Genomic DNA, 20,176 nt, shown 5'->3' on the forward strand with positions numbered 1-20,176 from the left:
TATCGGACATTCCGGCAGATGCTGCCCCCTTAAATAAAAAGCATAAGTTAAATTTTAACTTTTGAGATTAGTTAGATTTGAGCATTTTGTCTCCTGATTTAAGTCGACCCATTCAAAGAGCCCTTTCCTAACTTCAGGTTAGAATAGGGTGATTATTTGTATCAACTGGTAGCGGGGTGCCAAAGGGACTGTGCAGCATTTATTTCATTTTAAATGTATACAACTCGGGTTTTGCAAAATCACCCTTCATTTGTTGAGGAAGTCGGTAAACATTGCCCTCCTGATCACAGAAGTATAATCTTGATTCTGAAGGTTCGCGCCCGTGACCGTCTGCCCAGAAAGCGTAAAAGTCGGGATGCACATTGACAGGACGCCGGGCATAACTATGGTTGTACTTGCTATTCCAGGTCAACATTTTCAGTTTTGTCCAGGTTTTTCCATGGTCTTTGCTCTCCCACATTTCCATTTCCCCACCGGTGTTGTAATCTTGTGGACCCATTGCAGTTGGGGCGATTACTTTCCAACTTCCATCCTCCTGGACATAGATGGAACCGCTGTCATAGTTGTTTCCTGCGGGTGTGAAATATTGGATTTCCCAGCGGCTCCCATTCCACCAGGCAGTATGCCACATTCGTGGTCCGTGAACCGGTCCCGGCAGGGGTCCATTACTTGTTTTGTATAAAATTATGGGTCTTCCTTCCTTGTCGAAATTTAAATCGTCAATATAAACATTGCGATCTTCAACGTCGTAATCGTATATCATTGCCGGATTAGCTATCTCCCGCAGTGGCAAATCTATTGTTGCCCCATCAACCGTATTCCAGGTTTTTCCAAAATCATCCGACTGAAGATAATAAAGGTTGGTTCGGAAGTCCAGGCCACCCCTTACCTTTCTGTTGGGGTGATACATAAAGGTAGTACCGATTCGCTTTCCCTGATTTGCGCTTGTTTGGTAATGGCCATCGCCCAATAAGGACAAGTCTTTCCACTCAGACCAATTTATTCCGTCCTCACTCCTCATCCAGGAAATGACACGACCGCCAATTTGTTCATAATGGGTGAAAAGGCCAATAAAACCATCTGTATTGGAATAGTAAATTTGCATGTAAGAAAAGTTATTTAATGGCACTTTTTTGCCATCCACGGTTTTCGTTGTCGGCATCAATTCGAATTCAGAAATGTCGTAGGGTTTTACACTCCTATGAATAAAAGCAGGTCTTTCGACTCCGTGGGCAGTCGAAAAAATCCATATATAACCCTCTTTGTCCACTTGAAGCACGGGGTTGTCATGGGCATCCTCGGTGGCTTTGTCGAGAACGATGGTGGGACGAGGCACCTGGCCAGTCTTGTGATCAAAATAGGAGACCATGTGCAGCAGGGTTTTCTCACTTTGGTCGGTTCCACCATAACAGAAAAAGGTTTTGTCCACCTCTTCCGCATAAACTGAGAAAGGGTATTGTGTAGCACCATAGGTCCCCAGCCCTCCGCTATATTTATATTTGTACTGGTTGGTGACCTTTCCTGCCTGTCCGGCAGTATTGATATAATACCAAATTCCTCTGTACCCTTCAGCTTGCTTATTTATCAATCTGGCTTCCCCGTAAATATCGCTCTGCGCTTTTACCGAATTAAGCCCTAACACCAACCAGAATGAGAAAAGGATTGTCTTTTTAATTACTTCCATAATTTTTTTAAAGTCTATTTTGGTTTATTTGTTACCTATTGTCTTTGAGCGAATCCTGCTACGCCAGCCGATATTAATAAAAGAAATCAAAAGATGAAAAACCATTTTCAATCTATTTATAAGGATTGATAATGGATCCTAGGCCAAGTTGCCGATCCTTGAGTCTGTCGAAGGGTGTCAATGGGGTCCGGCGATTAGCAGGCTTTGTTTTGGTGCTTTGTTTTTATTAGTGCTTAAAAAATGGTTTAATTTAGTCAGGTTTTGAGTATTCAGTTAGTTCCTCTATATACAAAAAATCACCTTGATTTTGAGTCAATTTAATGAATGTTTTAACTTCGGGAGCATACAGCCAAATCTCTTCTTCATCGGCACTATACCCTCTGGAGTTCGTGGTTTTACCAGTGTATTTAATTGTGTAAGCCATGAAAGTTCCGGCTTCTACTGTTTCTTCTCGGTAAGACAGTATCTCAGCCACTTGACTTTGGTTTCCCGTTGTTCCATCTTGACTTGTCCAATTGTTTTCATATTTCCACTTTTTACCCACTTCCAGAGGCCAAGCATACTTAGGTGTTTCGCTTTCTTCCGGTTTAACGATTTCGGATACAGGAATGGTGTCATTACCGATAGTCATTCCTAAAACTCCGTCAATACTGACTATTTCTCGCGTATCTTTTCCATCCGAGCGTACTTCTCCCTCCGTAGTCACTCCTTTATATTTCCAGACCCATTTCTCACCCACCTGATAATCAGCTAGCGAAGGTTGATTGGTGGTGCCGTATTTAGTGGACTCCTCACAGGCGATAAGTATGCCTATTGCAAGTATTAGTAAGAATAGATTTTTCATATGATTTAATTTAATAGGACCTGTCAGATTGAATTTTATTACAATTACTAAGGTTTTAAATATAGCTTCCCTTTTCTAGTAAATGCTAATGGTTGGTGGTAGTAACAAGGGGTTTAATTTCGACTGTTTTCGGTAGGATCGGATCATTGGGATTGAATCTAACCTCGGAAAAACTGTCCAACTCACCAATAAATTACACTTTATTGATCGTCCAAAAACGATGTGTAGGTTGTATTTTTTCATAAGAACAATTTATCATTACAGGCATCTACGATCTTGGCTTATTAATTTTTGTAAATCAAGTGCGCTTATTGCCCATAGGTTATTTTACAAAGTACATGTCCACTTCCCCTTTTCCTTTGGCATAAATTTCCCCTCTGTATTCACAATCAATGTCATTTTTGACTAGCTGATAGGTTGGTGCTGAAATATTTATTTTGCCGGGTTCTCCGGATGACTCCATTCTACTTGCTGTATTAATTGTATCACCGAAAAGGTCATACCTGAATTTTTTTCTTCCTACGACTCCGGCCACAATAGGTCCGGAATGTATACCAACTCTCATTCTCCACTTTATTTCATGGGTCAAATTTCTTTCATCAAGGTAGTAAATCATCTGTTGGGCGGCTGAAATGCAGTTCTTGGCATGCTCCGTTATTCCTTCTCCAAGCCCACATGCAGCCACATAGGCATCACCTATGGTTTCAATTTTCTCAACTCCTGCCTCCTCAACGATTTCATCGAACCGTCCAAAAATGTCATTCAATTCATTGACCAAAGTGATCTCTGAAATGGATGAGACTAACTCCGTAAAACCTTTGAAATCAGTAAATAATATAGTCACCTTTTGGTGCCTTTGGGGTATTGTTTTACCGGTTTCTTTTAGATCTTTCGCAACTTTGACCGGAAGAATGTTATGTAGGAGATTGTCCGATTTTTTCTGTTCAGCCATTAAAGATTTCTCTGATCTATCAATTTGTACAGACATGCTCCATATAAGGGCGAGACAAATGAATCCGGTTATGCTGATATTAACTACTTGTAATAAATAGGGGTCCAAAACATCATATTGACCTTGTATTTTGGATTGGAACAATACGGCAAAAATCAACGTAAAGCAGGCCAATAAACTGAAGCCTAAGGCTGAGTACCGTGCTTTCCTAGGGAAAGTCATATGCGGTAAAACTATTATTAAAAAGCAACATGCTGTAACGCCTGAAGAATATCCCAACAGGTAAAGAAATAGGAGAACAGAAAAATAGGAAGATAGAATTAGCCAAGTTGAAGCAAGTACCCGCCATCCTTTTCCGTTAAAGATTAAAACAAGTAGAAACATCAACCCCATCAATCCGTTGCTTATGTAAATTATTGGTGCGTCTGAAAGGTAAAAAGCAATAACCATCCAAATTCCCATAAATACAAGCCCTAAAATTGAGGCAATATTAGTTACTCGGAGATACCTGGTTTCAGCAATAGAAAATGCGTTTTTGGTTCCCACATCAACTATTCTTTGAATAATTGGGTTTTCATTTTTATTATAATTGGGCATGTGGTCTTAATGAATGTCCCTGTATGATTAATTTTTAATAAAGCCGAACCAAATTTTGAGGAGATGCTTACCCAAGAAAATTTGTCAAAACTTTTCTAGAAAAGAGTGATCGCTATATCTTTAAAATCGCATTAACTAATGCCCTTGCATGATGAATGATGCACAGGAATTTAATTGCGTTTCTATTTGTCTTAGAGATTTCGTTGTTATTCAATATTTTAAGCTATGAAAAAAAAAGCAATTAACCATCGGACAGGGAGGTGAAAAGATGCTTTTCTTGGATTTACAATACCAAAATTGCTGAAGAGAGATAAATTCAGAAAGTTAAGAAAAAACCAAGTTTCCGCTCAGTAAGTATTCGGGCAGCAAAATGGAGGACTGCAAACAGAGGCTTGCCTATCCCAAAGGGCTTTTGTAGCCTATTGGTTTAAAAAATCAGTAAATTTTAATTTCAAAAAGCTTTAAAAAGAGGAAAACTATTTTCACAGGTTCCAATAATTTGAATTAGACCCAATGTCCAGAACTTGGCCTTGAATTAAATCCCAGCTCCTGAACTTGTCGAAGGGCCGTCAGAATACTTATTTATAACCTGTAGCTATTTATTCGAATTCTTTTTTTAATTGAAGCGTTCATCGGAACTTCATCTATTTCTGGTAGGCAAAGTGTTTTAGGAGGTTCTAGAGTTGGTTTCACATTTAAACAATCGGGTCTCTTATGTTTGAATAAGACAATTTAAGGACTAATAAGGCTTGGTCAAATCTTTCACTTCTGGGAGAAAGCTACCTAAACCTGCGTACTAATCTTGACCGTTCAGGACTACAATGAACCGAAGCCCAATCGCATCATTTTAGTTTAATTGTTGTGCGTTTGTATTTTTTTACCAAGGTCCATTCTTGGTAACGTTAATAAATTTTCCATTTTCTAATCTAAAAGCACCGCCAAAACCAACGAACCAAAGTCTATTGTTTTGGTCTTTAAATATTTGAAAAACTACTGGGTCTTTATTACTTTCTGTTTTATTGTACTCAATTAATCTTTCTCGGTTATAAGTAAATAGAAAATGCTGATTTGAAACAAACCATAGATTACCCTCTTTATCCTCCGCTACACTTCCTATCCCTTTCCCTGTTACAATTTTTTCTTTTGTAATATTTGTTGCCTTATTATCTTTTAAATTATATAGTCCTTTTTTTGTTGACACCCAGAATTCGCCATTTTTATCTTCGAATATTTCATTGACAAAATTCGTTTGAATTCCTGCTTTTTTAGAAACATCTATAAGCGAATTATTGGCATATGAAAACAGACCGGCATTTGAACTAAACCATAATGTGCCCTTACTGTCTTCGAATATACTATGAACCATTTTTGTGCTTGAAATACCCAAAGTAGAGTCTATTATTCCTTCGGGAAGAACAAATTCTGTAAACTCTTGACCATTAAAAACACAAACACCCGCTATGGTTCCAATCCAAATATTGCCATTTTTATCCGCGGTAATAGACCATACATCATTGCTAATTAATCCATCAGATTCGTAATAATTTGTCACGGTATTTCCCTCAATACTGCTTACTCCATCGGTATGTCCGAACCATATTTTACCATCCTTACTTTCTGTAATTTCTTTTATTGCAATACCTTTCCCATTTATACTGGTTAAATTATCAATATGGGACAATGAATCACCTTCAAGTTTAAATGCTCCGTTTTGAGTTCCAAACCATAAATTCCCTTTACTATCTTGAAATATAGTCCTCACGACCTGACTTATCTGGTCGTTGAAATCCGATGAAAAAGAGGATTCAGTATTTGAATTATTCTCTTTTGCCTTATTTACTGAATTTTCAGGTTGTAACCCTTTTTTATTTTTTTGTCCGGTGCAAGCATATAAAACCAGCGACAGAGCTATTGTAGTAATTAGTTTGATTCTTACCATCAGTATTTTTCATTCGTATATGACACAAAAAGTTCAGGCAAAGAAAGGTACTTTCAGAGCGATTAACTCTCCCTCGAAACCAAGGTTTACTAAATAGTCACCTACTTGATTAAGTTTTCGTCATGTTAATTACCGGTTTTCATTTTTAGTGTAATCTCACTAATCACTACTCGCCATTTGTTATTGTAAATGACACTTCCGTTATGTTGTGTGTGTGGTTTTATGGCTTTTACCATGGTTTCTCGCACTTTTTCCAAACCACAGTATTCAATAGCTTTCGCAGCAGGGCCAGCAGATAATAACCCTTTTAATGCAACTTCTGAATTTGGATAATCCCAAGTGCACGCTATATCGTCATTGCTAATTAAATTAAATCCAATTTCTTCCAATGTTTTTTCCAATAATTGGTTTTCCGAAAGTGCAAACGGGCCTCCTGATCCAGGTGGTGGTGGAAGTAAACTTTCAATGGCTTTTAGGTAGGTTAATGCTTCACAATCTTCTTTATTACCCCAAATCATCACCACAAGTTTTCCATTATTTTTTAATACTCTTTTTGCCTCCAATAGAGCATTTTTCATATTAGCGGCAAATTGAAAAGAGTTAAATCCACAAACCACATCAAAACTATTGTCAGAAAATGGTAAATTTTCCATCTCCCCGGCAGAAAACTTAATTTTTGAATTCCGTTTTTTTGCTTGTGCAACGTATACTTCACTCGCATCAATTCCGTTTACATCAATATTCTGTTGGTAAGCTAAATCACTAAAATAACCAGTTCCACAACCGACATCTAATAAAGTTTGAGCAGGCTTCATTTTGAGTGATTTTAATGCGTGTTCATATCCGGAATTACCAGTTGGTTCTTGAATTGAAGCCCAATCTTCGGGTTTTTGTCCCCAAAGTTTTCCTTGAATTTTACCTGAGCCCATAATTGTTTAATGTTTAAGTGTAATTTTTGATTCGTAAGATTTCTTTAATTAAAGCCAACATAAGAGTAGCTAATGTTTGAATAAGCCAATATAAGGACTAGTAAGGCTTGGTCAATAGCTAGATAATGGGTGTTGCGATGCCTTTTTCTTTGCCTTGGGAAAACGTACCCTTTTCCTCCTGCAGACAACTCTAAAGTAAAAACGAAGTTGGACAAACATTACCACTTATTTTAAAGGGGTTCCCTTCAGGGATACTCCATTGGTCGTTAATACCTGAAAATGATGCACCCTGTTTACCCCTTGGTACTTCCAGACCATTTTTTTTTCAGGGGTTAATTCAAAAAGTTTGATCCCCTCTTTCGCTCCATAGCTCGCAATTACCGTATTTTCGTTGGGTAAACGCTGGGCACCACAAGGATCTTGAAAAGGATTTCCTTCAAAATCTTCATTACTAACTTTCCAAACTACATTTCCGGCACCATCTAGCTCAACTGATTTATTCCCATTCGTTAAATTGATCAAGGTATTACCGTTGGCAAGACGTATCGCTGTAAATGGCCAGTTTTTAGCCTCTCGACCACCTAATTCGGGTAGATCTGTACGGAAAGTCTGGACTACATCGCCTGCAGGGCTATATTCTTTAACCGCAAAGGCCAATAAATGGGGAACAAGATAGTTCCCATTGGCTAATTTTCGGGCCATACGGGTTTGCATATGCGCATTGTCGGTTTCAGGTTGCAAAGGAACGGAAACAGTTATCTCTCCTGCTTGGTTTACCTCCAATATTCGAGGCTCATCTCCTAATTCTGTAATGAGGGTATTGCCATTGTCTAAACGAACAGCTGTACCCAATTCTTTATTCAACGCAGTCTTTTCATACCGGAATACTATTTTTTTATCCCTGTCAAACTCTACTACTTCTTCTGACCAGCAAATCAATACATGTCCATTGTCCAAAACATAGCCATCTCTCGCACCTGGACGTTCAGCATCCCAAAGGACTTCTCCTTTTTCGCCCAAAATTCCGGTAAAGTCGGGGCCTGCAATAAAAAGAGAATGGGTGATTTCTGCCGCACTTGCTTGTTTGACAGGTTCAGATGAGTTGTTTTTAGGAGAACTACAGGCAGAAACAAGTAGGCCTGATAGCAAAAGTAGGTACTGGTGTAGTTTCATTTTTTTGATTATTATACTCAAAAATAGGTTTACTAGCAAGTTAAGCGATTGGAGAGAGAAAACCAGAGCTACATAGCGCTTTTAATTCCCCTGGATTTCTCTTGGTTTTAAATATTGATCTCCCCCATTATTTTAAGAACAGTATGATTAATTTGTTTATGGCGCCTATAATGCTACTAAGCGGATGCACTACACATGCTGGGTGTACTTGGTATAAGCTTCAGGTATTTAAGTCACCAAAATATTCCAGCGTGTGGAAACCTGTAGCAAAGCAGAAGGGTGGCCATTTTATGCAGGATAAAGTCATAGATTCTAAAAAGAAATGATTCGTTCAGTCAAATAAGTGAGAAAAAAATCAGCCTTCTCGCTCAGAATTGTCCTTGTAGCCAAACCGGAGAACGCATACACTGCCCTATTTTGGCCAATGGCCAACCTGTCTAACAAAATCCTAAAATTTACATTCTCCCAAGGCGATAAAATGCAAAAGAAGAAAATCATTCCCCATAGTAAACCAAGTTCCCAACACCGTGAACTGGTCCCTTGGCACGGTCCCTGGACATGGTCATGGGCTGAAAGGCCGGCCGTCATTATGCCTGTTTATTATAAAATGTTTTTATTACTAAAAATTACGCAATGAATTGTATCATCTTATTTCATTATCTTCAAGCTTTATTAGCTTAAGTAAATTAAATGATCCCTCCAAGGTTACCTGATAACGAAAAAAGAAGGCAGTTTGAAGTAAACAAATATCAATTATTAGACACTATTCCTGAAAGTAGTTATGATAATATCACAGCATTAATGGCTTACATTTGTGATGCCCCAATTTCGCTGATAACACTACTCGATAAGGACCGAAATTTTTTGAAATCACATTATGGACTTCCATTTAATGAATCACCTAGGGCAATTTCTTTTTGTGGACATGCAATAAATTCCCAAGATGCTATCACAATTGTTGAGGATTCGAGAAAAGATGAGAGATTTCATGATAACCCATTAGTTACCGAACACCAAGCAATTTTCTATGCAGGGGCACCATTGACAAATTCGGAAGGATTTAAACTTGGAACTTTATGTGTCTATGACACAAAACCCCGAAAGTTAACAAAAGAATAACAAAATGCATTAATTGCCATGGCTCAGCAAGTAACAAGTCTGTTTGAGCAACGATATCAAAATTTTCTTCTAATAAAATATCAAAAGGAATTAAAGAAGCGGAATGAAGAATTAAGAAAATTTGCCAAAACAGTTTCTCATGATTTAAAGTCTCCTTTATCAAATATTATTTCGCTGACTGAGTTTCTGAATGAAGAAAATGAAGGGAAACTTAGTGAAGAATCACAGAATTACATAGAATATTTGAGATCCTCCTCCCAATCGTTAAAGAAATATGTGGATGGCTTGCTCAAGTATTACAAAAATGATGAATTACTGGAAAATAGATTTGAGCTAATTCCGGTAAATGAGATATTTAATGAGCTTCAACAAATAGCGGATTCAGAAAGAAGAGTGAAATTTATTTTAAAGGGCAATTCAAATGCCATTTTCACTAACAAGTCTGCCTTATTGCAGATTATGATAAATTTGGTTACCAATGCCATAAAATACAATCATACGGGGAATCCGGAACTTGAAATTAACTTTTCTGAAAATGAACAACAATATAACATCTATGTAAAAGATAATGGAGATGGGATACCTAAGGAGTTATTAAATAAGGTTTTTGATCTTTTTAGCATTGTTGGAATAGCAGATAAGGATGGAAAAATGGGATCAGGTATAGGCTTGGCTTCTGTAAAAAAGATTACAGAAAATTTAGGGGGGATAGTTAATGTTGATTCAACTTTAGGTGTCGGAAGTACATTCTCAATTACGCTTCCAAAATAATCCTTGCTGGCCAAAAGCTGTATACAGTGTTGGCCGAATCCTGCTTTGACAGGAATTCAACAATTATTCCGGTCCTTACTACATTAGGCTAATCGTTAATATTTAGAATTACAAGCTATAAAAAACCAATCTATCATTGAAAAAGCCTGTGAATATGTACCGGGATTTGATTTTTAGCTCAAAAGGCACAGGCAGTCGATGGACATTTGAAGCAGTGGCAAAACCGGTTGCCCCGCTCAAAGTTGCCCTTCTTGCCAAACCGGAGATAGCATCCTCTGGCCTTTTTCGACCAAAGGGAGCCACCAGCCAACTGGCTTAATAAAATCAGGAAGCAAAATAAAAAGCGCCAGCTAGCTTAATGGGAGAGGTATGTCCAAAGCGTGAAAACTGCCTAAAATTCGCTCCAAAACCGTTTACCTATTCAATAATAAATACTAAAAAAAGGAACCCTAGGACAAAGAACAATTTAAAAACAGCAAATTTTCATCCTCACATCGCTAAAAAAGCAAAAGGAGAAAACCATTCCCCATAGTAACCCTAATTCCCAACACCCTGAACTGGTCGCTGAACACGTTCCCTGAGCCTGTGGTCCCTGAGCGGAGTCGAAGGGTCGAAGGGCCAGCCGTCAGAATGCTTAGTTATTGTGCCCAGTTATTTTAGACGGTAAATTGTTTTGTTTTTTTCTCCTATTTTTTCAAATAAGCCTAATTCAGTTCCTTTTTTCAAATCTCTACTTGCTGTCGCAGAAGAGATATCTTTAAAAATATCCATATAATCTTTCCTTGTAAATTCAGTTTTATTTAAGGAAACATAATATTCTAATCTGTCTTTTTCATTGAAAGTTCGATTATTAAAATCTAATAATTCACCAATTGAAATGTCAATTACGTTTAGCATATATTCAATAAACTTAGTCGATTTCCCTGATTTATCAGATTCAGCCAAAACTTTATAATATTTCTCTTGGTCTTTACTAATTAAAGTTTCGAAAGGCAAAAACGCAAAGATTGGATGTTTTTCCATTAAAATTAAAGTTTGCCATAATCTTCCCATTCTACCATTTCCATCTAAAAATGGATGTATGAATTCCATTTCGTAATGGAAAACACAACTTTTAATCAATTCAATTTCATCAGACTTTTTTAAATATTCAAAAAGGGCTTTCATTAAGTAGGGCACATTTTCAAAAGGAGGTGCTAAATGCTCAACTTTAGAGCCTTTTACAATTCCGACGCCTTGGTTTCTATATTTTCCAGAATTTTCAATTAATCCTTCCATTAAGTTTTTGTGCGCTTTTAAAAAGGATTTTTCATTAGATGGTTTGTATTCTTCTAAATTCTCATAGATTTTAATTGCATTTAGAACCTCAATAACATCTTTTTTAGGACCAATAACTCTTTTGTTTTCAAGAAGTGCTGTTATTTGTTCTTCTGTAAGTGTGTTTCCTTCTATTTTCAAAGAAGAATGAATTGTTTTGATTCTATTCTGCTTTCGTAATTTAGGTGAAGGTTTATTTAATAAATTAGCATTTACTTCTCCTATTTTTTCCGAAATTGAAGTTATTAACTTTAAAATAGAAGTTGTTATTTCGTATGGTGGTTTCATTCGTGATACTATCATATGATACTATCAAAGATACCATCATTAATCTGAATTATCTTATGAAACGGAATTTTTTACTTGGGCACAACGGCCGCACTATGAAGCGTGTCCCGAAGGGTATGCACTATACACCTGGTTGAACGAATCCTGCTAAGGCAGGAAGCCGGCTTTATTGCCATTTCTTCCTAGCATTAGACTTATTCTTAATATCCAACATTTTAGCGACGGAAAAAAATCTTTCATTGAAAAGCCTGTGAAAATGTGCCTCAGCTGACTTAACGGGACTGGTACGTTCAAAAGTAAAAAATAGCCATTAAAAAAATGAAACTCTAGATCAAAGAAAAACTTAAAATCAGTAAATTTTCATTCTCCCAACGCTAAAAAAACTAAAGGAGAAAACCATTCCCCATAGTAAACCAAGTTCCTAAAACCGTGATCTAGACAAACTGGTCCCTGAGCTTGCCGAAGGGTACCCTAAGCATTTCTCAGGGTTCAATATTGCCTTCAGACTAGGCTGTTCCAGCCGTCAGAAGGCTTGGTTATTAGCTGTTGTGGTTTCGTCCGAGTAAGTACGAAACATTGAGTTTTTTTGCGTACTGATGCTGTAACTAGTCCATTTGCGCTACGATTGCGCAAGAGTCAAATCCATTTATTCAAACAAACTAAAAGTCTAATTGTTTAAGGTTCTTTCTTGGTGTAGTTATGCCAAACCAAAGTAAAAACTCAAAATACCTAGCGTGTTGAAAATGCCATGTATCATAATCATAAACCACAAATCGTATTTGCGCATATAGAATATTATTGATAAAAGTGCTCCGATAATTACCACAACAAGTTGCCCCGTGATTCCTTGCTGCATGTGCATATATCCGAAAAAACCGCAAATTATTAGAATATTAATAGCAAGACTGATTTTACTGTCTCCAAAGAATTTGACGAACTGTTGCATAAGATAACCTCGAAAAATGATTTCTTCTCCAAATCCCGAAGTAGCCCAAACTATCAATAACCATACGATGGTGGTCACAAGATTTCCTTCCAATTGACTCATGCTTGAATAGTCAATAGGAACTCCTGTTAACATCTCGATTCCAGGTACCACAACAAAGACATAAAAAATAAAGAGTCCCAGAGCAACTAATGGAGCATGTACAAGGAGATTTTTTGCATTGAATTTTGCTCGTTTAAACCCAAGCGCTGAAAATGGTTTTCCCTTGAATTCTATATAATTAGCTATAATGATTATAATAGAGATAATTATATTTTCAAAAGGTGTTCTTGTGATTGGTCCAAAGTACATGAAACAAATAATAGCAAGGGTCACTAATGGAATTACTATTTGTTGTAAGGTCATTTTTTTCATCTTTTTTGATTTTAAATTCTGAGACGAAGTAATGAACTGGATTCCCAAAAAACCCTTTAAATATTAATGTTTTTACTGAATGGTAGGAAATTGATAACTGGATGGTCGATAGCTTTTAATTTATTGAAACCAATTCATAAATTCTTTTCGCTTATATCGACTGATGTTGATTTCGGTAATGGCATCATTTTCAATTGAAGTTTTTAAAGTAATCCGCAACTTGCCATTTTCAATCTTTTCAATTTGGTCTACCGCATCTTTATGAATAATAATTTTACGATTAACTCTAAAAAATAATTGGTCGTTTATTTTTTCCTCGAGTTCATTCAATGTAAAATCGGTGGTAATAGAGGTACCATTGTTTTGAATAGTATAGACAATTTTGTTTTCGCTATAGAAATACGCAATATTTTCGTAAGTAAGCTTAGTTATTTTCGCACCGCTTTCAATTATAATTTTATTATCTTTTATAGATAGCTTATATAAATTATAGATATCTAGGGAATATGCTAACCCTATGAGAATGATACTTAACAACAAGGTAATAAGCAGTCCAATTAATAAGTAATAGAATTCAGTTTCTCCGCCCGAAATTTTATTTAAGACAATACCCAACGGAATATACATGATGGTAATATACCCAAGAGTAGAGACCATATACCATGAGATAGAAGTGATTTCTACTTTTTTAGAGAAATACTTTTTCTTGTAATGTTTAAAATTAAGCTCTGCTATGATTCCTATAAGAATACACAAAGCAATAGTAGATAGAAAACCTTCTACAGGGAATCTATACGATTTACCATCTGGAAAACTCTCCGGAGATGATAAATGGTTTACGACTAAAGAGAAAATTATAAAGACAATTAATTTCTGAAACCAACTCCATAGAGAACTATGGTTAAATTTAAGCGATATTGTTTTTAATGCATTTTTGGTTGGTTGTGAAGTACTCATTAATTAGAAGTTCTTTTTTAGTCAATTTATTGTAAGATGGTGTGTTTTTACCATTGCAGCTAACAATTATATATAGCTTTGTTTTGCAGGGGAGTTACGTATATATCGACTATTTACCTAGCTCTTTTGCATTGTTTTTCCCTGTCAAATTAAGGATTTGGGACAAGGAATCTAAAGGAGAGACCACATATTTATTGGAAAGGGTTAAAATTGGACTTACAGCTAGATTCTTTTTATTGTATAAGGGTTTAGAAGTGAATAAATGGCAATTGGCTTAATGGGACAGGTATGTCCTAATGACAAAGACAGCTTAATAATCACGCTTAAGCCATTAGAAAAGTGATATAAAATAAAACTTAGCAAACAAACCCCCTTTATCCAACCATTCCCCAAAACAACCAAGTTCCCAACACCCTGAACTGGTCGCTGAACACGTTCCCTGAGCCTGTGGTCCCTGAGCGGAGTCGAAGGGTCGAAGGGCCAGCCGTCAGAATGCTTTGTTATTAGCCAACGTATTTTTTGATTATCATTGCTGAACAATGACCTCCAAATCCAAAACTGTTGCTTAATGCATAATCCACTTTTTTTGAAGATTTCTTCCCTAATGACAGATTTAATTCTTTCGGAATATTATCATCTACTTCTGTCGTGTTGATTGTTGGTGGAATTAAATCTGTTTTCACGGATAAACATGTCGATATTGCTTCTATAACACCTGTTCCTCCTAATAAATGACCAGTCATAGATTTGGAGGCACTAATCTGTACCTGGTCAATATTTGATTCAAATAGTTTTGTTATTGCTTTAATTTCAGATAAATCTCCTAATCCGGTAGAAGTTGCGTGTGCGTTTATGTAACCAATATTATTTGGTATAATTTCAGCTTCATTTATTGCGTTTTCCATTGCTAAATATGCTCCAAGACCTTCGGGATGCGTTCCAGTTATGTGGTAAGCATCTGAACTTTCTCCACCACCAACAATTTCTGCATAAATTTTTGCATTTCTTTTCAATGCCGAATTAAGACTTTCAACAATTATAGCTCCTGCACCTTCTCCAACAACAAAACCGTCTCTATTCTTATCAAATGGTTTTGAAGCTAAACTATAATTTTCATTATTGGTAGACATTGCTTTCATAGCGTTAAATCCTCCAATCGATGATTCCGTAATTGGTGCTTCTGAACCACCGGCGATAATAATAGCTGCCTTTCCTAATCTGATATAATTAAAGGCTTGAATTATGCTCTGTGTTGATGAAGCACAAGCGGTGACAGGGCAATAATTTACACCTCTTAAACCGTGGTTAATTGAAATTATACCAGACAAACCATTGGATATTATTTTTGGTATAAAAAACGGATTAAAACGAGGGTTAAAATTCCCATTTGTATAATCAATTATTTCTTTTTCAAAGGTTTCAAAGCCACCAATTCCACTCGAAAAAATTACACCAATTCTATTCGTGTCCAATTGTGAAAAATCGAGATTAGCATCTTTGATGGCTTCTTCAGCTGAAATTAGTCCATATTGACTAAACCTGTCAAGTTTTCTAGCTTCCTTTCGGTCAAAATAATCTAAAGCGTCATAGTCTTTTATTTCACAAGCGAATTGAGTTTTGAATTTGCTTGCATCAAAACGTGTTATTTTATTTGCACCAGAAACACCTTTCAATAGATTTTCCCAATACTGTTTTACATTTGTTCCAATAGGTGTAATTGCCCCTAGTCCTGTTATTACTACTCTATTCATATTTATATATTTTTATCATATACCGTAAGGTATATGTGTGATTAAATTTTTTTACTGCTGTTTTAATTGTTGAATTTCTGTCTCTAGATGTTCTATGTTATTTAATAAAATCTCTGGTTTGTTCAATGTTTTTGCCAATAAAATGCTGCCCTCAATTATAGCAATCATTCGATAGGAAAATAAGTCGATGTCTATTTCTTTGAGTTCTTTTTTATTAACTCCATCAATTAAGATTGATTCAATTTTTTTATGCCAATTGTGAATAGTTTTTATAACTTCTTTTTTTAATATTTCATTTCCATCATCCGTATCAACTGCAGTATTTAGGATTGCACAACCTCCATTATTGAAAATTGGTTTAAATGCTGTTTTATAATGATTTAGAAATGCAATTAATTTATTTGCTGAATTGTCTTCTTTTTCAATTTTGTTAATTATTTGACGCGTCTGAAATTTATAATTGAATTTAAAAGCTTCTAGAGCAACTTCATTTTTATCTTTGAAATTGCCATAAATACTGCCTTTTGTTAATCCAGTAGCATTGGTCAAATCGGATAAATAAGTGCCTGTATATCCCTTTTTATTGAATATAGAAGCAGTCTTTTCAATTATTAATTGCCTGGTTTTTTCGGACCTTATCATTTCCCTAATATACTCTACGGTATATGAGTTTCCAAATTTTTATATTGATTTTGTTTTTACTATGATTTTTTTGCTTGCTCGATATGTTGGCTAACGTTGAGTATAAGCAAAGTAGGCGATTGCGGGCTTGAAACTTATCAAATCGTTACCTAGTTGAAGGGGGCTAAAACCTTTTAATTTACAACTGTCTCGGCACTTATTTTTATACATTGTGTGTGCCCTGCATGAGCGTCTGGTATCGAAGATACCAAATTATTCCAGCCGGTGAATACCTGTGGCGAAGCATTAGCAGATAGCACTGTTTTCCACAGGGCGGTTTGCTGGTAGTAGCTTGGTGGCGGCAGGAAAGGAAAAGAGGCTGGGAAATAGCTCAAAGTCCCATTTTGATTACTACTATTACTCTGTCACGCCTGAGAAGAAAGGGATATGAATCTATGCTTTCCTATTACCTCAAATCACAACCTACAATCCAGTGAACTGGGGCTGAGCGTAAAAAATGATCTCTTAGGATCATTTTAGTGAAGAGCCGGAATGCAGGGCAGGTACGAGACCCGTACGTCCGGTGGTGTGTGAGGCGCTCCCCGTCAGAGGAATCTGGCGGGGCCGTCTACACGATTGGCGTGTCGTTTTTTTTATACAAATTCTTTTTGTCCGTTTAAATCGGTCTCAAGTTTTTCAAATATTTCTCTAAAATTTAGTATTCCTTCACAAGTTCCTAGCTTAAACTTATATTCTATTTTTTCTCCCCAAAGTTTGTCACCTATTTCATTGGCCTGAATAATCAAAGGTTTAATTAGCTCGTCAAAATTTAAAAATTCGTCAATGTTTAAATCATGGGAGTAATTTAAATGAGCAATTCGCTTGTTTCTGTGTTGAACCTTTAAAGTGTTGATATTTTTACGAAATAATTCAAAGTCCTTTCTGAGCACTTTAAGAGCTTTTTGATCTTTTATAGTCGTATTTGTTGCTTTTAAAATTTTTCGAAAAGAATAGAAAGAACTGTCATCATCAAGATTTGTTAAGTGTAGAATCAAACCATTTTCCATATATCTAAGAGCGTTAAATTCTTCAAGAATATAGTGTCTGGTCGTTTTTTGGAAGAGATAACCAAGTCTGTTTAATTTTCTAATATAAAAACATGCTAAAATGGTTAGGTCAATTATTTCAACCCGCAAACTTGAAAATTCTTTTTTCTGTTCAGCAGTAAGCATATTTACTTTTTAGCCTTGATTGTTTTCAATTTGTCTTCAGCTAAGGTTGCTAAATAAGGTGCACTATAGACGTATTCAAGAATTGCTGTACTTAAAGCTGTAACAATTGGGATTTCTTTTTCACTTAGTTCCCCAATTCCTGCGTGGGCTCCGATATTTCCAAAATCTTTTAAGCCTTTAGCAACATTTACGAGTTTTTCAGGTATTTCATTTTTATCAGCCAAATCTTTGAGCATTAAAGCAAGTGTTTTTCCTTTTGCATTTCTATCTATACAAACAAGCTCTAGAAGCCTGCGTAGTAGAATAACATAAGCGTTCACATCTACTGTTTTTATTTTGTTTGCAGCTTGAAAAGCTTTTTTAATTTTTTCAGGCAGTCCAATGGGTATGTTTTTATCAAGTGGGAAGAGAGTTTTGTAGGTTATCTCATCTTCAGATTCCATTCCATCGTGCCACTCGTAGGATACTATATTTGGTTTATTACATGCTGGACACTCTAACACACTATATGTTGTTCCCCATTCTCCAATTGGACCGTATTCTGGGTCAACATCTGACTCTGTATCATTAACATTTCCAATTATCTTCATGTGAGATATATTGTTGCAATGACCACATGAAACCAATTTTGAAAGATTATCTGGCATATTGTTTTGTTTTTAATGCACGCCAACAATTGTATATATACATGTTTAGCTCGGGAGTTACGTATATATCGACTATGTATTCAGCTCCTTTGCATTGTTTTCACCCGTCAAATTAAGGGTTTCGGACAAGGAATCTAGGGGTGAGACCACATTTTTATTGGAAACAGCCAAAGTATGACTGTATATCTCCGTGGAAATGGAGCTGCAATGCCCTAGTAACACCTGGATCATTCATAAACCCGAAATAGTCAATAGATCTTCTATTACGTGATGAAACCACTTCAAAATCAGACTATTTTCGAATTCACCATAGCTGGGCTATGCCTCGTCTCCAAATAGCCTAATTTTCTTGTGGTTTCAACCCTTCCTGAGAAATTTCAGGACAGGCTACTACGAAGCCTAGTGCATAATTCGGGTTAAATTAGTGCCGGACTGTAATAAATGAGTAGCAAAACTATGTCGAAGCATATGTGGCCTAACTCTTTTTCTTATCCCTGCCCTTATGGCTGAATTCGAAACTCTTTTCATGACACTTGTAGCAGAATACTTCATGCCTTTATCCTCCTCAAATAACCATTTTTTGGGCGGTATTCCTTATAATAGGTTCGCAATTCTTTTAGCACTGTTTATTTCAACTGAAAAGTATACCACAATTTTTACCATTTTATAAGTTGCCTTAGTAAAGAGGTTATTATTGACCAGTTTTGGTTTGCGCTGGTAGCTTTTTAGTGCGACTTGGGAAAGTAAATAGCTAAATAAAGGATTAAAGAATGTTTTGTAAACAAACAATAAAATGTTTCATATTAAAACATTTTTGTATCTTTGAGCAGAACCATGGAAAATATAGGAATGAAAACAAAATTATCACAAAAGCAGATTGGTCAGAGGATAGTTGAACTCCGTAAGATTAAGGGGTTGTCTCAAGAAGATTTGGCAAAAAGTGTTAATATTTCTCGTTCATCATTGGCCCAAATTGAATTAGGTAATAGAAGTGTAAATATTCTTGAATTACAACAGTTTTCGATGGAGTTAGGATTTTCACTGGATGATTTTATGTCTGAAAATTTTGAGGTTCATCAAAAAGTTAATGAGGAGGGTAAAATAAATGCTAATGTAGTTGAAGAGCGTATTGCTGTACCTTATTTAAAAGTTGATAAATTCAAAAATGTGTTACTCTATATTTTAGAAAAATGCGCAGGAAAGCCAAATGTTGGGGAAACGGTTCTTTATAAGTTGCTGTATTTTTCTGATTTCAACTACTACGAATTATATGAAGAGCATTTAACTGGAGCAAGGTATAAGAAATTACCCTATGGGCCTGTTCCTCAAAAATTAAATACAATTATCAATCAAATGATTGAGGGGGGGCTATTGAAACGAGTCAAAGTTAAATATCATGACTATCCCCAAACGCGTTATTTGCCTTTAGAAAAAGCCGATTTAGCAGCGTTGAAAGCAAGTGAAACGGACATTCTTGATAGAGTTATTGAACAAATGAGCGATTGGTCTGCTACTGCCATAAGTAATTATTCTCATAAAGATTTGCCTTGGTTAGCTTCAAAAGAGGGTGAGGATATAAATTATGAATTAGTTTTTTATAGAGAAGCTCCTTTTTCGGTGAGAAACTATGGAGATGAAAAGGAACAGGAATGACTTTTGAAGAATTACCAGAATTTAAAAGAGATTTAAAAAAGCTTGTAAAAAAATATAAAACATTAAAGGATGATTTAGATGTCGTAAAAAAGGTGATAGAATATTCGCCTATAGAAAGACCTCCATTCAGTTTTCGTATTGATAATTTAGGCTTGAAAACTTGTGTAATAAAAGTGAAAAAAATTGCTTGTAGAGCATTGAAAGGAAGAGGAGTAAATTCAGGATTGCGTTTGATTTACGCTCATTTCCAAAACGAAAATAAAGTCATTTTTGTTGAAATCTACCATAAGAATGATAAAGAAAGTGAGGACAGACAAAGAATAATTAACAATTTTAATTAGG

The 20,176-nt window shown here is 35.9% G+C and carries 20 protein-coding genes; 6 read left to right on the forward strand and 14 right to left on the reverse strand.

Translation table 11 applies throughout. The features are described 5' to 3' along the window. Positions 1–199: 199 nt before the first annotated feature. The 6 genes from ACYVHJ_RS10495 to ACYVHJ_RS10520 all read right to left on the reverse strand — a co-directional run bounded on the left by ACYVHJ_RS10495 (position 200) and on the right by ACYVHJ_RS10520 (position 8,118). Positions 200–1,684: a BNR-4 repeat-containing protein gene (locus ACYVHJ_RS10495; protein ID WP_460514521.1), complete on the reverse strand. Its 1,485-nt coding sequence runs from the start codon at positions 1,682–1,684 to the stop codon at positions 200–202. Between the two features lie 250 nt (positions 1,685–1,934). Then, entirely contained in the window at positions 1,935–2,528 is a 594-nt protein-coding gene (locus ACYVHJ_RS10500) for a hypothetical protein (RefSeq protein WP_460514523.1), read from the reverse strand. Positions 2,529–2,850: 322 nt separating this feature from the next. Then, the gene (locus tag ACYVHJ_RS10505; protein WP_460514525.1) at positions 2,851–4,077 is read right to left on the reverse strand and encodes an adenylate/guanylate cyclase domain-containing protein; all 1,227 of its coding nucleotides are present in this window, start codon (positions 4,075–4,077) and stop codon (positions 2,851–2,853) included. A gap of 877 nt (positions 4,078–4,954) precedes the next feature. Then, a complete protein-coding gene (locus tag ACYVHJ_RS10510; protein ID WP_460514527.1) occupies positions 4,955–6,016 on the reverse strand; it encodes a ligand-binding sensor domain-containing protein in 1,062 nt (353 codons plus the stop codon). 125 nt (positions 6,017–6,141) lie between these two features. Next, the gene (locus ACYVHJ_RS10515; RefSeq protein ID WP_460514529.1) at positions 6,142–6,945 is read right to left on the reverse strand and encodes a class I SAM-dependent methyltransferase; all 804 of its coding nucleotides are present in this window, start codon (positions 6,943–6,945) and stop codon (positions 6,142–6,144) included. Between the two features lie 225 nt (positions 6,946–7,170). Next, the gene (locus tag ACYVHJ_RS10520; protein ID WP_460514531.1) at positions 7,171–8,118 is read right to left on the reverse strand and encodes a beta-propeller domain-containing protein; all 948 of its coding nucleotides are present in this window, start codon (positions 8,116–8,118) and stop codon (positions 7,171–7,173) included. 343 nt (positions 8,119–8,461) lie between these two features. Here ACYVHJ_RS10520 and ACYVHJ_RS10525 point away from each other — a divergent pair, with 343 nt between their 5' ends. The 4 genes from ACYVHJ_RS10525 (at position 8,462) to ACYVHJ_RS10540 (ending at position 10,327) form a co-directional block, all read left to right on the forward strand. Continuing rightward, the gene (locus ACYVHJ_RS10525; RefSeq protein ID WP_460514533.1) at positions 8,462–8,755 is read left to right on the forward strand and encodes a hypothetical protein; all 294 of its coding nucleotides are present in this window, start codon (positions 8,462–8,464) and stop codon (positions 8,753–8,755) included. Between the two features lie 53 nt (positions 8,756–8,808). Next, entirely contained in the window at positions 8,809–9,237 is a 429-nt protein-coding gene (locus ACYVHJ_RS10530) for a GAF domain-containing protein (RefSeq protein ID WP_460514535.1), read from the forward strand. Positions 9,238–9,255: 18 nt separating this feature from the next. Further along, positions 9,256–10,008: a sensor histidine kinase gene (locus ACYVHJ_RS10535; protein ID WP_460514537.1), complete on the forward strand. Its 753-nt coding sequence runs from the start codon at positions 9,256–9,258 to the stop codon at positions 10,006–10,008. Positions 10,009–10,144: 136 nt separating this feature from the next. Then, positions 10,145–10,327 (forward strand): hypothetical protein, encoded by a 183-nt coding sequence (locus ACYVHJ_RS10540; RefSeq protein ID WP_460514539.1) that lies wholly within the window; start codon positions 10,145–10,147, stop codon positions 10,325–10,327. A gap of 332 nt (positions 10,328–10,659) precedes the next feature. Here the strand turns inward: ACYVHJ_RS10540 and ACYVHJ_RS10545 are convergent, their stop codons facing one another. The 8 genes from ACYVHJ_RS10545 to ACYVHJ_RS10580 all read right to left on the reverse strand — a co-directional run bounded on the left by ACYVHJ_RS10545 (position 10,660) and on the right by ACYVHJ_RS10580 (position 18,733). Continuing rightward, positions 10,660–11,613, reverse strand: a complete 954-nt coding sequence (locus ACYVHJ_RS10545) for a Fic family protein (RefSeq protein ID WP_460514541.1) — start codon at positions 11,611–11,613, stop codon at positions 10,660–10,662. Positions 11,614–12,310: 697 nt separating this feature from the next. Continuing rightward, entirely contained in the window at positions 12,311–12,973 is a 663-nt protein-coding gene (locus tag ACYVHJ_RS10550) for a CPBP family intramembrane glutamic endopeptidase (RefSeq protein WP_460514543.1), read from the reverse strand. A 120-nt stretch (positions 12,974–13,093) separates the two neighbouring features. Continuing rightward, a complete protein-coding gene (locus ACYVHJ_RS10555) occupies positions 13,094–13,930 on the reverse strand; it encodes a LytR/AlgR family response regulator transcription factor (protein WP_460514545.1) in 837 nt (278 codons plus the stop codon). Between the two features lie 503 nt (positions 13,931–14,433). Beyond that, positions 14,434–15,681, reverse strand: coding sequence for a beta-ketoacyl-[acyl-carrier-protein] synthase family protein (gene fabF / locus ACYVHJ_RS10560; protein WP_460514547.1), 1,248 nt, complete (start codon positions 15,679–15,681; stop codon positions 14,434–14,436). Between the two features lie 51 nt (positions 15,682–15,732). After that, the gene (locus ACYVHJ_RS10565; protein WP_460514550.1) at positions 15,733–16,323 is read right to left on the reverse strand and encodes a TetR/AcrR family transcriptional regulator; all 591 of its coding nucleotides are present in this window, start codon (positions 16,321–16,323) and stop codon (positions 15,733–15,735) included. 632 nt (positions 16,324–16,955) lie between these two features. Further along, positions 16,956–17,534, reverse strand: coding sequence for a hypothetical protein (locus ACYVHJ_RS10570; protein WP_460514552.1), 579 nt, complete (start codon positions 17,532–17,534; stop codon positions 16,956–16,958). 2 nt (positions 17,535–17,536) lie between these two features. Next, entirely contained in the window at positions 17,537–18,181 is a 645-nt protein-coding gene (locus ACYVHJ_RS10575; protein WP_460514554.1) for a DUF4145 domain-containing protein, read from the reverse strand. Positions 18,182–18,580: 399 nt separating this feature from the next. Continuing rightward, positions 18,581–18,733: a tyrosine-type recombinase/integrase gene (locus ACYVHJ_RS10580; RefSeq protein ID WP_460514556.1), complete on the reverse strand. Its 153-nt coding sequence runs from the start codon at positions 18,731–18,733 to the stop codon at positions 18,581–18,583. A gap of 282 nt (positions 18,734–19,015) precedes the next feature. On the opposite strand from ACYVHJ_RS10580, the gene ACYVHJ_RS10585 reads away from it, so the two are divergent. Both ACYVHJ_RS10585 and ACYVHJ_RS10590 read left to right on the forward strand, forming a co-directional pair. Continuing rightward, entirely contained in the window at positions 19,016–19,834 is an 819-nt protein-coding gene (locus ACYVHJ_RS10585) for a type II toxin-antitoxin system antitoxin SocA domain-containing protein (RefSeq protein WP_460514558.1), read from the forward strand. Further along, on the forward strand, positions 19,831–20,175 hold the full coding sequence (locus ACYVHJ_RS10590; RefSeq protein ID WP_460514560.1) for a hypothetical protein: 345 nt from the start codon (positions 19,831–19,833) through the stop codon (positions 20,173–20,175). Before ACYVHJ_RS10585 ends, ACYVHJ_RS10590 begins: the two co-directional genes overlap by 4 nt. The last annotated feature ends 1 nt before the right edge of the window (position 20,176 follow it).

The sequence above is a fragment of the Cyclobacterium sediminis genome (assembly GCF_054781075.1).

Bases quoted from the DNA above. Each gene is read 5' to 3' on its own strand.
- ACYVHJ_RS10505 (WP_460514525.1), bottom strand. From the start codon at position 4,077: ATGCCCAATTATAATAAAAATGAAAACCCAATTATTCAAAGAATAGTT.
- ACYVHJ_RS10585 (WP_460514558.1), top strand. From the start codon at position 19,016: ATGGAAAATATAGGAATGAAAACAAAATTATCACAAAAGCAGATTGGT.
- ACYVHJ_RS10530 (WP_460514535.1), top strand. From the start codon at position 8,809: ATGATCCCTCCAAGGTTACCTGATAACGAAAAAAGAAGGCAGTTTGAA.
- ACYVHJ_RS10545 (WP_460514541.1), bottom strand. From the start codon at position 11,613: ATGAAACCACCATACGAAATAACAACTTCTATTTTAAAGTTAATAACT.
- ACYVHJ_RS10580 (WP_460514556.1), bottom strand. From the start codon at position 18,733: ATGAAGTATTCTGCTACAAGTGTCATGAAAAGAGTTTCGAATTCAGCC.
- ACYVHJ_RS10570 (WP_460514552.1), bottom strand. From the start codon at position 17,534: ATGCTTACTGCTGAACAGAAAAAAGAATTTTCAAGTTTGCGGGTTGAA.
- ACYVHJ_RS10510 (WP_460514527.1), bottom strand. From the start codon at position 6,016: ATGGTAAGAATCAAACTAATTACTACAATAGCTCTGTCGCTGGTTTTA.
- ACYVHJ_RS10550 (WP_460514543.1), bottom strand. From the start codon at position 12,973: ATGAAAAAAATGACCTTACAACAAATAGTAATTCCATTAGTGACCCTT.
- ACYVHJ_RS10515 (WP_460514529.1), bottom strand. From the start codon at position 6,945: ATGGGCTCAGGTAAAATTCAAGGAAAACTTTGGGGACAAAAACCCGAA.
- ACYVHJ_RS10495 (WP_460514521.1), bottom strand. From the start codon at position 1,684: ATGGAAGTAATTAAAAAGACAATCCTTTTCTCATTCTGGTTGGTGTTA.
- ACYVHJ_RS10555 (WP_460514545.1), bottom strand. From the start codon at position 13,930: ATGAGTACTTCACAACCAACCAAAAATGCATTAAAAACAATATCGCTT.
- ACYVHJ_RS10590 (WP_460514560.1), top strand. From the start codon at position 19,831: ATGACTTTTGAAGAATTACCAGAATTTAAAAGAGATTTAAAAAAGCTT.
- ACYVHJ_RS10500 (WP_460514523.1), bottom strand. From the start codon at position 2,528: ATGAAAAATCTATTCTTACTAATACTTGCAATAGGCATACTTATCGCC.
- fabF (WP_460514547.1), bottom strand. From the start codon at position 15,681: ATGAATAGAGTAGTAATAACAGGACTAGGGGCAATTACACCTATTGGA.
- ACYVHJ_RS10535 (WP_460514537.1), top strand. From the start codon at position 9,256: ATGGCTCAGCAAGTAACAAGTCTGTTTGAGCAACGATATCAAAATTTT.
- ACYVHJ_RS10575 (WP_460514554.1), bottom strand. From the start codon at position 18,181: ATGCCAGATAATCTTTCAAAATTGGTTTCATGTGGTCATTGCAACAAT.
- ACYVHJ_RS10565 (WP_460514550.1), bottom strand. From the start codon at position 16,323: ATGATAAGGTCCGAAAAAACCAGGCAATTAATAATTGAAAAGACTGCT.
- ACYVHJ_RS10520 (WP_460514531.1), bottom strand. From the start codon at position 8,118: ATGAAACTACACCAGTACCTACTTTTGCTATCAGGCCTACTTGTTTCT.